Origin of the sequence: Proteus mirabilis HI4320 (genome assembly GCF_000069965.1) — a bacterium.
Classification (GTDB): Bacteria; Pseudomonadota; Gammaproteobacteria; order Enterobacterales; family Enterobacteriaceae; genus Proteus; species Proteus mirabilis.
Window position 1 is genome coordinate 2580448 of record NC_010554.1, and the last position, 13276, is coordinate 2593723.

Here is a 13276-nt window from a genome sequence, read left to right on the forward strand (position 1 = left end):
AACTCTCAATTGTCAGAAAATTAAGCGATAGCCAGCAACCACGCCATTGCAGATAATTTAAAATTCAGCCATAACACATGATAATAATCCGTTGCGCGGGTAAAGGATAACAACGAAAGATTATCGAGTGCTTGCTGCATTGATTCAGGTAACTGAGGCTGCTTTTTACACCAATCAGAAAACAGTGCTAACATAGCGGGCATAGTGAGTGTTGGTGGCGTCGGATTAGCAAAAATAGCTTCTTCTAACGCTTGAATAGCCGCTAACCACTTAGTCAGTTGTTCCGCTATTGTGTCATTAGGTGCAAGATTGACCACACTTAACGATAATGCGGGCTTATCTTTAGCAAGATAATAACCACGGGCAGCTTTACTGCGTGAAGCAAGTCGTAATCCCCCTTGTTCACCTAAAAAAGTCGCCAAAGCAATCACATCCGCCACTTGGCCTTTTTTTAGCTCCAGTTCAAACTCTTCAATAGGTAATTCATATTGCGCTGTACGAATAGTGCCTTTATCTAGCACCACTTCAATTTGACTCTCTAAATAATCCACCAGCCAAATTTCACGATGAAAATCGGTATGAAAAAGAACCTTTAATTGTGCTTGTAATGCCGTTAAATCGGTCTTATCCGGCCAAATTTCTGCGGGAAAACGGGTTAAATCGAGGGTTGGCTCATTTAATGTCACATTATATTCTGGGCGTTGATGTAACCCCGCAACTACTTTACCCGCTGTTTTAATTGTCATTTCATAATGAGAGTCAATGCCACGGATACGTAGCCCCATGTCCCAATTACGCATCTGATTATCGGAGGTTTCAAAGTAAAGATTAGTCAATTTATGCGGTGGTGTATGCTGGTATGGCAAAGTCAGAATGCGCTGAATAATCTGAGGAATAGCGGCAGGTATCGCACTAAGTTTGAGTTCGGTTTCTAATTGGCTCATTCTATTTCCCTTAAGTAAATCAATCGATTAGTAAAATATTTAACGCATTGTTATTTCGCAAATGGTAGTCTATTCACAATAATGAATAAAAGGCAGATTACCCCTATATTCTATCAGTTAAGACTGTTCTCATTCTGGTTTACTATTTGCTTACGCAAACTTTACTCTTTAGTATCAGTAAAAATATTCTCTTGTATAGATAAAAAAGTTGAAAACATAATGCGAAAATTACCTTTACTTTTTCTTTCCTTACTTGGCTTAGGCGTTTCTCTGAGCTCACACGCAGAAACTCGTTATGTTTCCGATGAATTATCCACCTATGTTCACAGTGGCCCTGGTAATCAATACCGTATTGTTGGCTCATTAAGTTCAGGGGCAACAGTTACGGTACTTTCTCGTAATGCCGCTACAGGTTATGTGCAAATCAAAGACGATAAAGATCGGACAGTTTGGTTACCAGAAAATCAATTAAGTACACAACCGAGTATGCGCACTCGCATTCCGGCTATGGAAAAAGAGATCCAAACCCTACGCGATAAATTAGCGAATATCGACCAAAGCTGGAACCAGCGCACAATTGACATGCAAAATAAAGTGTCAAACAGCGATGAAATTATCAATGGTTTGAAAAAAGAAAATGAGCAGATGAGAACAAAATTAGCGGTTGCTGAGAAAAAACTCGATTTTGCTAATCAACAATTAGATGATAGGCAGCGTGATATCATCCTACAGTGGTTTATGTATGGTGGTGGTGTTGCCGGTGCTGGTCTTATTTTGGGTTTAATATTGCCACATATTATTCCTCGTCGCCGTAAGCGTAATGACCGTTGGATGAATTAATCACAGGCAATTAAGGATCAAGATCCCGTGAAAATCTACCTTGTTGGTGGTGCTGTGCGCGACCAACTATTAAATTTACCGGTAAAAGACAGAGATTGGGTAGTGGTTGGCGCAACGCCAGAGACACTATTACAACAAGGCTACCAACAAGTGGGTAAAGATTTTCCGGTTTTTCTTCACCCTGATACTCACGAGGAGTACGCTTTAGCGCGTACCGAACGAAAATCAGGCTCAGGTTACACGGGATTTACCTGCTATGCAGCCCCTGATGTGACCTTAGAAGATGATTTGCAACGGCGTGATTTAACCATTAACGCCATTGCTTACTCTGCTAAAGGTGAATATATCGATCCCTATCATGGTATTGATGATATTCATGCCAAATTACTGCGCCATGTTTCTGATGCATTTAGTGAAGATCCATTAAGGGTACTACGTGTCGCTCGTTTTGCGGCTCGTTTTGCCCCTTTAGGTTTTACAATAGCGCCGGAGACGATGTCATTGATGCAAGAGATGACAAACAGCGGTGAATTAAATGCCCTCACGGCTGAACGAGTGTGGAAAGAAACGGAAAAAGCACTTCACAGCCAAGCCCCACAAGTCTATTTTGAGATCTTACATCAATGTGGCGCTCTAAAAATACTTTTCCCTGAAATTAATGCGCTCTTTGGCGTTCCTGCCCCTAAAAAGTGGCATCCTGAGATTGATACGGGTATCCATACCATGATGGTATTAGCTATGGTCAGCCGGTTGACTGACGATATCGCGGTACGTTTTAGCGCGCTTTGTCATGATCTTGGTAAAGGTGTTACCCCGGTAGAAAATTGGCCTCACCATCACGGACATGGCCCTACGGGTGTTCCTTTAGTTGAGGCTCTGTGCCAACGTTATCGTATTCCTAACCAGATACGTGATCTCGCCAAACTGGCAGCCAAATATCACGATCATCTCCACCGCATAGAAAGAATGCGCCCCTCAAAAATAATTCGACTTTTCGATGCGATTGATGCTTGGCGCAAACCAGAACGCATCGATCAACTCGCTATAATTAGCGAGGCCGATGCAAGGGGACGCCAAGGATCAGAAAATTTGCCTTATCCCCAAGGAGTATTTTTTCGTCAAGCCTTTAAGATTGCCAATCAAGTTGATGTTAAATCAATTGTCAGTCGTGGTTTAAAAGGCAGTGCCATACGAGAAGCATTAACTAAACAAAGAGAAGTCGCGATAATAGAATGGAAATCGCGACTTTAACTATTGTGTGTGGCAAATATTAAGCGTAACGCTCAATAATCACCCCGACGTTGGCGGCTTGTGCTATCGCCCCTGGTTTAGCTAATTTTATTTTGACTCGTGGTACAGAAAACTGAGTTATCAGTAGCTGTGCCACTTCTTCAGCAACACGCTCGACTAATTCAAAACGTCGCTTTTCCACATACTCTATTATGGCGTGACTGACACTGGCATAATCTAAACAGTGAGCAACATCATCGGTTTGGGATGCGCGTTTATTATCCCACTCCATTTCGATATCGAACACTAACTTTTGCTTAATGGTTTTTTCCCAATCATAAACACCGATTGTGGTTATTACTGATAATTGTTCAATAAATACGATATCCATCACGTCATCTCTTATTTTTTCTGCTCATCGGATACCACTTCCGATGAAATATGCGTATTATCCATACATGTCTAACGAACGTTCATCAACATTGGAGAATACAAATGAGTGCTAACGCACTTGGAATGATCATCTTCGCCTATTTGTGCGGCTCAATCTCCAGCGCGATTTTGATTTGCCGACTGGCAAGACTCCCTGATCCAAGAAAATTTGGCTCTGGTAATCCTGGCGCCACCAATGTGCTACGTATTGGTGGTAAACTTGCAGCGGCATCTGTGCTTATCTGTGACGTCCTAAAAGGGATGATCCCCGTTTGGCTCGCCTATTACCTAAATGTGCCTCCCTTTTATCTCGGTATTGTCGCAATAGCGGCTTGTCTAGGCCATATTTACCCTGTTTTTTTCCACTTTAAAGGCGGAAAAGGGGTTGCTACTGCATTTGGCTCTATCGCTGCTATTGGTTGGGATCTTAGCGGACTGATTGCGGGAACATGGCTACTAACTGTTTTACTCAGTGGCTATTCCTCACTGGGTGCTATTATCAGTGCATTGCTTGCCCCATTTTATGTCTGGTGGTTTAAACCCGAATTCACTTATCCCGTTGCACTATTATCATGCTTAGTACTTTACCGTCATCATGACAATATTCAACGTTTATGGCGAGGACAAGAGAGTCGCATTTGGCATAAGCTGAAAAAAAAGACAGAGAAAACAGATAAAGAGATAATCCAAGAAGCCAAAGAGCAAGAAAAAGAAGATTAACGCTTATCCTTATTAAAAAAAGGTCATTTATTAACTAAGTGACCTTTTTTATTTAATAATTAAATTCTATTATAAAATATAAATAAATTAAAAATAATCACACATAAAAAAAACACCCTTTTTATATTCGAAAAATAAAAATAATAAACAACATTATTAATAATACCCTTCTATATTTAGATTAAATATATCAATATTGGTTTTATTTATTACAAAAAAACATTAAAAATAAAAATCTTAAATAAGATAAACTTATATAAAAAATCAAAATTAACGAAATAAATCGCTTGAAAAAAAACCAACTTACATCTATTAATTAATAACCATAAAAAAATAATCATTTAACTCTGTGAAACATTGGAGTTCACCATGCTACAAAAAATATCTGCCAATAAAATTGCATTAATAAAAAGAATGCAACTTAGTACTCCTACATTAGTCGATATTCTCGATAGTTTAGGAAAAACCATTGTATTAAATAGTCAATTAAAAAGTATTAACCTAGAAAACTTTTATTCTGTTGGACAAGCTTATACTGTGCAATGGAAATTAATTAGAAAACAAAAATCTATTTTAAATAAACAACCTTCTACGTGGGAACAAGTTAGTTCTTTTTTAGTCCCTGAAATAACAGATGCAAAAGGATTATTCTATATAGCCGGAGGACATGAACTAATAACAGAAGCAGCACTTGCAGGTGGCATGAGTTGTACTTATTTTGAAAAATTAGGCTTTGAAGGAGTTATTTTAGGGGGAGCGGTACGAGACAAGAAAGATCTCACCAATCTAACCATTCCAGTCATTGCCACCAATCTTACTCCTACAGATACACAAGGCGCTTATTTTGTCAGTGAGACTGGCACTCAATGCACCATTGAGCATGCCACAATCTGTAGTGGTGATTTAGTGATATCCGACCCTAATGGCACCGTGATTATCCCTTTTTCACTCGTCGATAATGTTCTAGAAGAAGCGATTAAGATAGATAGCATTGAAAATAACATGCTAGAAAAAATCAAACATGGACAACGTTTACCAGAACTTATCAATATAACGGGACGTATATAATAAATAAAGGTGACTGACCATGATAAATATTCATACATTGGGTCCTGCAGGAACAAACTGTGAGAAAGCCGCTTATTATTGGCTAAATAAAAATAATCAACAAGGAAATATTATTCTTCACCCTACATTAGAAACCGCAGTAAAAGAAATGGAGGTAAGCCAAAATAGTATTCTATTAGGTTGTATTGTTTATCCTTTTTTACACAATATTGTTTTTAATAATCTCTCTTTTATCAAATTAACAGATTGTTTTGTTATGGATACCCATAACATGCTATTTGCTAGCCGATTTAATAATATTAAGGAGATAAAAAAGTTAGGTTCTCATCCCGCACCACAAGATCTATTTAGAAAAATAACAGAACTCGATAATATTGAAAGAGTTCTTTTTAATTCAAATAGTGAAGCAGCACTTCAATGTGGTTTAGGGCGAGTAGATGGCTGTATTACCACACTTAGTGCAGCTAAAAAATATCATTTAAATATTTTATATGATTTTGGCCCTGTCCCTATGGGATTTTCTATTCATTCAAAATTAAATTAAGTAATTAATTACATCACAACAGTCAAAACGTTAATTATCTAGTCACTTGGTTAATAAAAAGGAAAAAACTATGAGCTTATATTTATCTAGTGAAATGATCTCTTATGATATGGATCTAAATAGAAACGAAGGTGAAGAAAGTAAAATTCAAGCTAAATTTATTCATGGCTCTAATTTTACAATGGCATTTTGGACATTTAAAACTAATGCCATTATTCCTGAACATAAACATGAACATGAAACTGCCACATCCATACTAAAAGGCTCTTTGAAACTGACGGTAAATAACCGCATTGTTTATTTACATGCTGGCGACTCTTTTATTATTCCCTCATGGGCCGTTCATCACGCAATTGCTTTAGAGCCTTCTGAGGTTATTGATGTCTATACCCCCGTTAGAGAAGACTATGTTGCAAGGCAAAATGGCGTTATTAAAACCTATTTAGAAACATCTCAACCCCAAGGATAACAAAAAGCGAGGATCACCTCGCTTTTTCTATTCTTACTATAATCGCAGGAGCACTTTCTATGTTTAGTACCTATAATATTGATGTTTTAACAGAACAAAATCATCAATATTTACCAATAGAAAACACCCTATCATTACAGAATATATTTTCCATCTCTTGGCACCCATCATTATGGAAATCTTTACCCGCCAAGCAACTCCCTGAATACCCAGATATACATGCCTTAAATTATTGCAAAGAAAAGCTTAAGCATTATCCCCCGCTAATTTTAGCTTCCGAAATCAGAGCATTTAAAAATTTATTAAAACTTGTTGCAAATGGTGAAGCTTTTCTTCTGCAAGGAGGAGACTGTGCAGAATCTTTTGATGATTGCCAAGCCACTATTATCCGTGATTTAACATTCACTTTATCGCAAATGTCCGCATTAATTGAACAATCAACGGGATTGCCGGTGATTAAATTAGGTCGTATGGCTGGACAATACGCTAAACCTCGTAGCCAAGCATTTGAAACACAAAATGGCTTAACTTTACCCAGCTATCGAGGAGAAATTATTAATGGTCTTGATTTTTCAGTTAAAAGTAGAGAGCCAGATCCGATTAGAATGATAACTGCCTATCATCACTCAGCAGCGACCTTAAATCTGTTACGTGCGATGAATTATACACAATATACCAAGCAACAATGGGCCTTGGATATTAACGCTCATCCTGGCTCTACAGAGCCTGAGCATTATTTCCATTTGCTAGAACAACTCTATCATTCACAACACCATATTATTAATAAACAGCCCGATACCTCTTCCTATTATGTTAGTCATGAAGCTTTGTTACTGCATTATGAGGAATCGATGACTCGTCAAGATTCCATTGACAACAAATGGTATAACTGTTCAGCACATATGGTTTGGGTAGGAGAACGAACAACCGATATTGATCATGCCCATATCGAGTACCTACGAGGTATTGAAAACCCTATCGGTATAAAATGCAGCACCAGAATGTCTGGAGAAAAACTGATTAAGCTAATAGATACTCTTAACCCGAGCAATGAAGTTGGAAAAATTATCTTAATCATTCGCGTGGGTAAAGATGCTATTCATGCATATCTTCCGGAATTAGTAAGAACGGTAAAAGAACATCAACGAGCGGTTATTTGGCAAATAGATCCAATGCATGGCAATACACAATCAGCAAATGACAGTATGAAAACCCGACATTTCAATGATATTGCCGAAGAAACTCGTGCTTTTATTCATATTTTACATGAGATGGGCATACAGGCTGGGGGGATACATTTAGAAATGACCGGACAAGAAGTCACTGAATGTACTGGAGGATTACAACAAATTCGATACACTGACCTAAGTCATGGTTATCAAACTTTATGTGATCCTCGTCTTAACCGGACACAGTCATTAGAGTTAGCGTTCTTGGTTGGACGGCATTGGCATAATTCACTTTAATTGTAACCAAATATAAGTGCTTAGTACTTAAGCCAAGCACTTATCATTACCAACACCGCCAATGGCTAATTATTTATCCGCTAAAGCAGGTAATTCAGCTAAAGGCCAACGCGGTCTCACTGTCACCCCTAAAGGCCCCTCGGTACCACCTTTAAAACGGATCATCCCCGCCAAAGCAATCATGGCACCATTATCGGTACATAACTCAGGGCGAGCATAAAACACTTCCCCTCCGAGTTGTTCCATTATCATTGCCATTTTGGCGCGTAAAGTACGGTTAGCACTTACACCCCCCGCCATCACTAAGCGTTTAAAGCCTGTTTGCTCTAATGCTCGACGACATTTTATTGCCAGAGTATCTACTACGGCATCTTCAAAAGCACGCGCAATATCTGCTCGAGTTTGCTCTGAATCATCGTTTTGACGAATAGTATTAGCGGCAAAGGTTTTTAAACCAGAGAAACTAAAGTCGAGTCCGGGTCTGTCTGTCATAGGGCGAGGAAAAACAAAACGTCCTTCTACACCTTGTTGTGCCATTTTTGATAAAACAGGGCCGCCGGGATAATCAAGCCCCAATAGCTTGGCTGTTTTATCAAATGCTTCACCGGCAGCATCATCAATAGACTCACCTAACAGGGTATATTCCCCAATCCCTGTTACACTAATTAATTGTGTATGCCCCCCCGAGACAAGTAACGCCACGAAAGGAAAATCTGGCGTTTTCTCTTCAAGCATCGGCGCTAATAAATGCCCTTCCATATGGTGAACTGGAATAGCAGGCACATCCCATGCAAACGCCAGAGAACGACCAATAGTCGCCCCCACCAGCAATGCCCCTACCAGCCCTGGTCCTGCAGTATAAGCGACCGCATCAATATCTTTTGCAGTTAAATTTGCTTCTTTAAGGGCGGCTTGGATCAGTGGCACTGTTTTGCGGATATGATCTCGTGAAGCAAGCTCGGGAACAACACCACCATAGTCGGCGTGCAGTTTTATTTGGCTATAGAGTTGATTCGCTAACAGACCGGCTTTATCATCGTAAATTGCGATACCGGTTTCATCGCAAGATGTTTCAATACCTAAAACTCGCATGACGCTTCCAAATTCTTCCTCGCGCAATGGCGTAATGGATCGATTGTAGCATTATTTCACTAATTTAATACGCTTTCGCCACAACTTTTACATACCAGTATGTGACAAATTTCTTTTTCTGGTCTATAATTATCCACCTATTTTACATGATTTAAATGTGTGGTTAGCAACTATCACGTTGTGTTTTGAATAAATTAAGACACAAAAGTGAGAGTTTGCGTTTCAATTTTGTGCATCTCTTTACAAAGTGCCCTGCTTTGAAGTAAAATTCCGCACCATTTTAAATGTCGGCTGGCTAAAATCATGCCAGCACAAACCGATTTCTATTGAGGTGAGAGGCACATGCCGGTAATCAAAGTACGTGAAAACGAGCCATTTGACGTTGCTCTTCGTCGTTTCAAACGCTCTTGCGAAAAAGCAGGCGTATTAGCAGAAGTTCGTCGTCGTGAATTTTATGAAAAACCAACGACTGAGCGTAAACGCGCTAAAGCATCAGCAGTAAAACGTCACGCTAAAAAATTAGCTCGCGAAAACGCACGTCGTACTCGTCTGTACTAATATTTTGCGGCTGATACCGCAATTTATGCAGACACTGTAGTCGCAGTTAAAAGGCCGTGCTTTCTTATGAGAGCGCGGCTTATTCTCGTTCAACAACAGGCGTAAAAGGGCTTATGGCTGGACGAATTCCACGTTCATTTATCAATGATTTATTAGCACGAACCGATATCATCGATCTTATCGACGCTCGTGTGCCGCTTAAAAAACAAGGCAAAAATCATTCAGCGTGTTGTCCGTTTCATAATGAAAAAACGCCCTCTTTTACAGTAAATAGCGACAAACAGTTTTATCACTGTTTTGGTTGCGGTGCGCATGGCAATGCTATTGATTTTTTGATGAACTACGACAGACTTGATTTTGTCGAAACCATTGAAGAGTTAGCAGCAATGCATGGGTTAGAAGTTCCTTATGAATCAGGAACTGGCAGTAGCCCGATTGAGCGACATATAAGACAAAATCTCTATCAAGTGATGGAGAAATTGAATCAGTATTACAAAAGCACCCTCAATACCCCTGACGCTCAGGAAGCAAGAAATTATCTTGCGCATCGCGGGCTAAGTGAAGAGGTTATTACCCGCTTTTCTATCGGCTTTGTACCTACGGGTTGGGACAATATCCTAAAACGTTTTGGGCAAAATCCCGATAATCAAGCCCTGTTACTTGAAGCAGGAATGGTAATAACAAACGATAAAGGTCGCACTTATGACCGTTTTCGTCAGCGCGTTATGTTTCCGATTAGAGACAGACGAGGTCGTGTTATTGCATTTGGTGGACGTGTATTAGGTGATGATTTACCCAAATACTTAAACTCCCCAGAAACAGAGATTTTCCATAAAGGCCGCCAACTTTACGGGCTTTATGAAGCACAACACACTCACCCTAACCCAGCTAAGTTATTAGTGGTTGAAGGTTATATGGATGTTGTGGCATTAGCGCAGTTTGGTATTGATTATGCTGTCGCCTCGTTGGGTACATCAACAACCGCAGAGCATATCCAGTTGCTGTTTAGAACTACGGATAACGTTATTTGCTGCTATGATGGTGATAGAGCAGGACGAGATGCCGCATGGCGAGCATTAGAAACTGCACTGCCTTTTTTAAACGATGGCCGTTCTTTACGTTTTATGTTTTTACCTGAAGGCGATGATCCTGATTCACTGGTTCGCCGCGAAGGGAAAGAGGCATTTGAAAAACGAATGGAACAAGCACACTCTTTATCTGAGTTTTTATTTGATTCGCTGGTTCCACAAGTGGATTTGAGCACCCAAGAAGGCAATGGCAAACTCTATAGTTTAGCGCGCCCATTAATTGATCAGATCCCAAGTGAGACTTTACGTCTATATTTATTAAGAGAGCTTGGAAATTTAACGGGAAATCCCGATATTGAGCAGATGGATCGTTTATTTGGTAGAAACTCGCTACATCACGAAACATCGTATCAACCGACAAAACTACGTACTACACCAATGCGTATTTTAATTGCCTTGTTGATACAAAATCCCGAGTTTTGCCAATTAGTGCCACCGCTTGAGGGGCTAAATACAGAAAAAATAGCGGGTTTATCGCTTTTTATTGAATTAGTTTCTCTTTGCCAAGCGCAGCCAGGCTTGAATACAGGTCAGATTATCGAACTCTATCGAGAGAATAAATTCGGTAAACAACTTGAAAAACTGGCGATGTGGAACGATATAGATATAGATGAGATAGCTGAAAAAACATTTACAGATACGTTAGATCATCTCTTTTTAACCGCAATGGATGAACGTTTAAACGCCCTCATTGCCAAAGAGAGAACTGAAGGTCTAACACAAAATGAACGCGAAGAAGTCCAATTGATAATACAGGCTCGCGTTAAAAAGTAAAACCTAAATTAAGATTAAAAACACGGCTTAATTGCCGCTATCGGTAGGTATAAAAAATAACCTACATTTGCTACGCTGAGGGGATCGTAGCAATCGACAATGAAAATGCCCCTCCGTAGTTATTGTTGGCTGAACCGTTTATCGCCGACCGACACCAACCCAAATTACTTTGAAGTGTGGATACCGTCTTATGGAGCAAAACCCGCAGTCACAGCTGAAGCTACTTGTTACGAAAGGTAAGGAGCAAGGCTACCTGACCTATGCTGAGGTCAATGACCATCTGCCGGAAGATATCGTCGATTCAGATCAAATCGAAGACATCATCCAGATGATTAACGACATGGGCATTCAGGTCATGGAAGAAGCACCTGATGCCGATGATCTGATGTTGGCAGAAAATTCAAATGACACTGATGATGATGCTGTCGAAGCCGCTGCTCAGGTACTTTCTAGTGTAGAATCTGAAATTGGCCGTACAACCGATCCTGTGCGTATGTATATGCGCGAAATGGGAACCGTTGAACTGCTCACCCGGGAAGGTGAAATTGATATCGCAAAACGTATTGAAGATGGTATTAACCAAGTTCAATGCTCAGTTGCTGAATATCCTGAAGCAATCACTTATCTTCTTGAACAATATGATCGTGTTGAAGCCGGTGAAGCGCGTCTTTCTGATTTAATTACTGCCTTTATTGACCCTAATGCCGAAGAAGTGGCAGAAAGTGATGATGTCAATTTAGGCAAAGACGACGATGAAATCGACAACAGCGCCGATGACGAAGATGAAGACGAAGATGAAGATAGCGACACAGACAGCGATAGCGATGATGATAACAGCATCGATCCTGAACTTGCTCGCCAAAAATTCACCGAGCTTCGTGAACAGTACGAAAAAACGCGTCAATCTATTAAGGCCAAAGGTCGTAATCATAAAGATACCGAACTGGAAATTTTACAGTTATCAGAAATTTTCAAACAGTTCCGCTTAGTGCCAAAACAGTTTGATTATCTGGTTAACAACATGCGTGAAATGATGGACAGAGTCCGTGCTCAAGAGCGTCACATCATGCGTCTTTGTGTTGATCAGGTCAAAATGCCTAAGAAAAACTTCATTACTCTGTTTACAGGAAATGAAACTAACGACACATGGTTTACTGCCGCTCGTGCGATGAATAAACCTTGGTCTGAAAAACTGGCAGGTATTGAAGAAGAAGTACAACGTAGCTTACAAAAGTTACAACAAATTGAAGTTGAAACAGGACTGACAATCGAACAGGTTAAAGATATTAACCGTCGTATGTCTATCGGTGAAGCAAAAGCACGCCGTGCGAAAAAAGAGATGGTCGAAGCGAACTTACGTTTAGTTATCTCTATCGCGAAAAAATATACCAACCGTGGCTTACAGTTCCTTGACCTGATCCAGGAAGGGAATATTGGTCTAATGAAAGCGGTTGATAAATTTGAATATCGTCGTGGTTATAAGTTCTCAACTTATGCAACATGGTGGATCCGTCAGGCTATTACTCGTTCAATCGCCGATCAGGCACGTACCATTCGTATTCCGGTACATATGATTGAAACGATTAATAAGCTAAACCGTATCTCGCGCCAAATGTTGCAAGAGATGGGACGTGAGCCTTCACCAGAAGAGCTTGCAGAACGTATGCTGATGCCTGAAGATAAAATCCGTAAGGTACTAAAAATCGCTAAAGAGCCTATCTCCATGGAAACCCCAATTGGTGACGATGAAGATTCACATTTAGGTGATTTTATCGAGGATACTACCCTCGAATTACCTCTGGATTCAGCAACATCAGAAAGCTTACGTTCAGCGACACACGAAGTATTAGGTGGTTTAACACTGCGTGAAGCTAAAGTCCTGCGTATGCGCTTTGGTATCGATATGAATACCGACCATACATTGGAAGAAGTGGGTAAACAATTTGATGTTACCCGTGAACGTATCCGTCAGATTGAAGCAAAAGCGTTGCGTAAATTACGCCACCCAAGCCGTTCTGAAGTGCTACGTAGCTTCCTTGATGAATAATCAA

The 13276-nt window shown here is 40.0% G+C and carries 13 protein-coding genes; 10 read left to right on the plus strand and 3 right to left on the minus strand.

Going from position 1 to position 13276, the window contains the following annotated elements; translation table 11 throughout:
• Positions 1-20: 20 nt before the first annotated feature.
• Positions 21-944 (minus strand): CYTH domain-containing protein, encoded by a 924-nt coding sequence (locus tag PMI_RS11670; RefSeq protein ID WP_004245571.1) that lies wholly within the window; start codon positions 942-944, stop codon positions 21-23.
• Positions 945-1163: 219 nt separating this feature from the next.
• Between PMI_RS11670 and PMI_RS11675 the strand changes: the two genes are divergently transcribed.
• Together PMI_RS11675 and PMI_RS11680 are read left to right on the plus strand one after the other, a co-directional pair.
• Positions 1164-1784 carry a TIGR04211 family SH3 domain-containing protein gene (locus tag PMI_RS11675; RefSeq protein WP_012368329.1) on the plus strand — a complete coding sequence of 207 codons (621 nt, stop codon included), beginning with the start codon at positions 1164-1166 and terminating at the stop codon, positions 1782-1784.
• A gap of 27 nt (positions 1785-1811) precedes the next feature.
• Positions 1812-3035 (plus strand): multifunctional CCA addition/repair protein, encoded by a 1224-nt coding sequence (locus PMI_RS11680; RefSeq protein WP_012368330.1) that lies wholly within the window; start codon positions 1812-1814, stop codon positions 3033-3035.
• A 19-nt stretch (positions 3036-3054) separates the two neighbouring features.
• Here the strand turns inward: PMI_RS11680 and folB are convergent, their stop codons facing one another.
• Positions 3055-3405 carry a bifunctional dihydroneopterin aldolase/7,8-dihydroneopterin epimerase gene (folB, locus tag PMI_RS11685; protein WP_004245575.1) on the minus strand — a complete coding sequence of 117 codons (351 nt, stop codon included), beginning with the start codon at positions 3403-3405 and terminating at the stop codon, positions 3055-3057.
• A gap of 104 nt (positions 3406-3509) precedes the next feature.
• Here folB and plsY point away from each other — a divergent pair, with 104 nt between their 5' ends.
• From plsY to PMI_RS11710, 5 genes are all read left to right on the plus strand, one after another.
• On the plus strand, positions 3510-4166 hold the full coding sequence (gene plsY / locus PMI_RS11690; protein WP_004245577.1) for a glycerol-3-phosphate 1-O-acyltransferase PlsY: 657 nt from the start codon (positions 3510-3512) through the stop codon (positions 4164-4166).
• A 369-nt stretch (positions 4167-4535) separates the two neighbouring features.
• Positions 4536-5234, plus strand: coding sequence for an RraA family protein (locus tag PMI_RS11695; RefSeq protein ID WP_004249461.1), 699 nt, complete (start codon positions 4536-4538; stop codon positions 5232-5234).
• Positions 5235-5253: 19 nt separating this feature from the next.
• Entirely contained in the window at positions 5254-5778 is a 525-nt protein-coding gene (locus tag PMI_RS11700) for a prephenate dehydratase domain-containing protein (protein ID WP_004245580.1), read from the plus strand.
• A 70-nt stretch (positions 5779-5848) separates the two neighbouring features.
• Positions 5849-6247: a cupin domain-containing protein gene (locus PMI_RS11705; RefSeq protein ID WP_004245582.1), complete on the plus strand. Its 399-nt coding sequence runs from the start codon at positions 5849-5851 to the stop codon at positions 6245-6247.
• A 59-nt stretch (positions 6248-6306) separates the two neighbouring features.
• The gene (locus PMI_RS11710) at positions 6307-7713 is read left to right on the plus strand and encodes a 3-deoxy-7-phosphoheptulonate synthase class II (protein ID WP_004245583.1); all 1407 of its coding nucleotides are present in this window, start codon (positions 6307-6309) and stop codon (positions 7711-7713) included.
• 69 nt (positions 7714-7782) lie between these two features.
• Here the strand turns inward: PMI_RS11710 and tsaD are convergent, their stop codons facing one another.
• The gene (tsaD, locus tag PMI_RS11715; protein ID WP_004245584.1) at positions 7783-8805 is read right to left on the minus strand and encodes a tRNA (adenosine(37)-N6)-threonylcarbamoyltransferase complex transferase subunit TsaD; all 1023 of its coding nucleotides are present in this window, start codon (positions 8803-8805) and stop codon (positions 7783-7785) included.
• A gap of 342 nt (positions 8806-9147) precedes the next feature.
• Here tsaD and rpsU point away from each other — a divergent pair, with 342 nt between their 5' ends.
• From rpsU to rpoD, 3 genes are all read left to right on the plus strand, one after another.
• The gene (rpsU, locus tag PMI_RS11720; protein WP_001144069.1) at positions 9148-9363 is read left to right on the plus strand and encodes a 30S ribosomal protein S21; all 216 of its coding nucleotides are present in this window, start codon (positions 9148-9150) and stop codon (positions 9361-9363) included.
• Positions 9364-9476: 113 nt separating this feature from the next.
• Positions 9477-11225, plus strand: coding sequence for a DNA primase (gene dnaG / locus PMI_RS11725; protein ID WP_004245585.1), 1749 nt, complete (start codon positions 9477-9479; stop codon positions 11223-11225).
• A 190-nt stretch (positions 11226-11415) separates the two neighbouring features.
• Complete coding sequence (rpoD, locus tag PMI_RS11730) at positions 11416-13272, plus strand: RNA polymerase sigma factor RpoD (protein ID WP_004245586.1); 1857 nt, start codon at positions 11416-11418, stop codon at positions 13270-13272.
• Positions 13273-13276: the final 4 nt, after the last annotated feature.

What these genes read in the sequence shown, in the direction of transcription:
- PMI_RS11670 (WP_004245571.1), bottom strand. Translation starts at nt 944, where the DNA reads ATGAGCCAATTAGAAACCGAACTCAAACTTAGTGCGATACCTGCCGCT.
- PMI_RS11675 (WP_012368329.1), top strand. Translation starts at nt 1,164, where the DNA reads ATGCGAAAATTACCTTTACTTTTTCTTTCCTTACTTGGCTTAGGCGTT.
- folB (WP_004245575.1), bottom strand. Translation starts at nt 3,405, where the DNA reads ATGGATATCGTATTTATTGAACAATTATCAGTAATAACCACAATCGGT.
- plsY (WP_004245577.1), top strand. Translation starts at nt 3,510, where the DNA reads ATGAGTGCTAACGCACTTGGAATGATCATCTTCGCCTATTTGTGCGGC.
- PMI_RS11695 (WP_004249461.1), top strand. Translation starts at nt 4,536, where the DNA reads ATGCTACAAAAAATATCTGCCAATAAAATTGCATTAATAAAAAGAATG.
- PMI_RS11700 (WP_004245580.1), top strand. Translation starts at nt 5,254, where the DNA reads ATGATAAATATTCATACATTGGGTCCTGCAGGAACAAACTGTGAGAAA.
- PMI_RS11705 (WP_004245582.1), top strand. Translation starts at nt 5,849, where the DNA reads ATGAGCTTATATTTATCTAGTGAAATGATCTCTTATGATATGGATCTA.
- PMI_RS11710 (WP_004245583.1), top strand. Translation starts at nt 6,307, where the DNA reads ATGTTTAGTACCTATAATATTGATGTTTTAACAGAACAAAATCATCAA.
- tsaD (WP_004245584.1), bottom strand. Translation starts at nt 8,805, where the DNA reads ATGCGAGTTTTAGGTATTGAAACATCTTGCGATGAAACCGGTATCGCA.
- rpsU (WP_001144069.1), top strand. Translation starts at nt 9,148, where the DNA reads ATGCCGGTAATCAAAGTACGTGAAAACGAGCCATTTGACGTTGCTCTT.
- dnaG (WP_004245585.1), top strand. Translation starts at nt 9,477, where the DNA reads ATGGCTGGACGAATTCCACGTTCATTTATCAATGATTTATTAGCACGA.
- rpoD (WP_004245586.1), top strand. Translation starts at nt 11,416, where the DNA reads ATGGAGCAAAACCCGCAGTCACAGCTGAAGCTACTTGTTACGAAAGGT.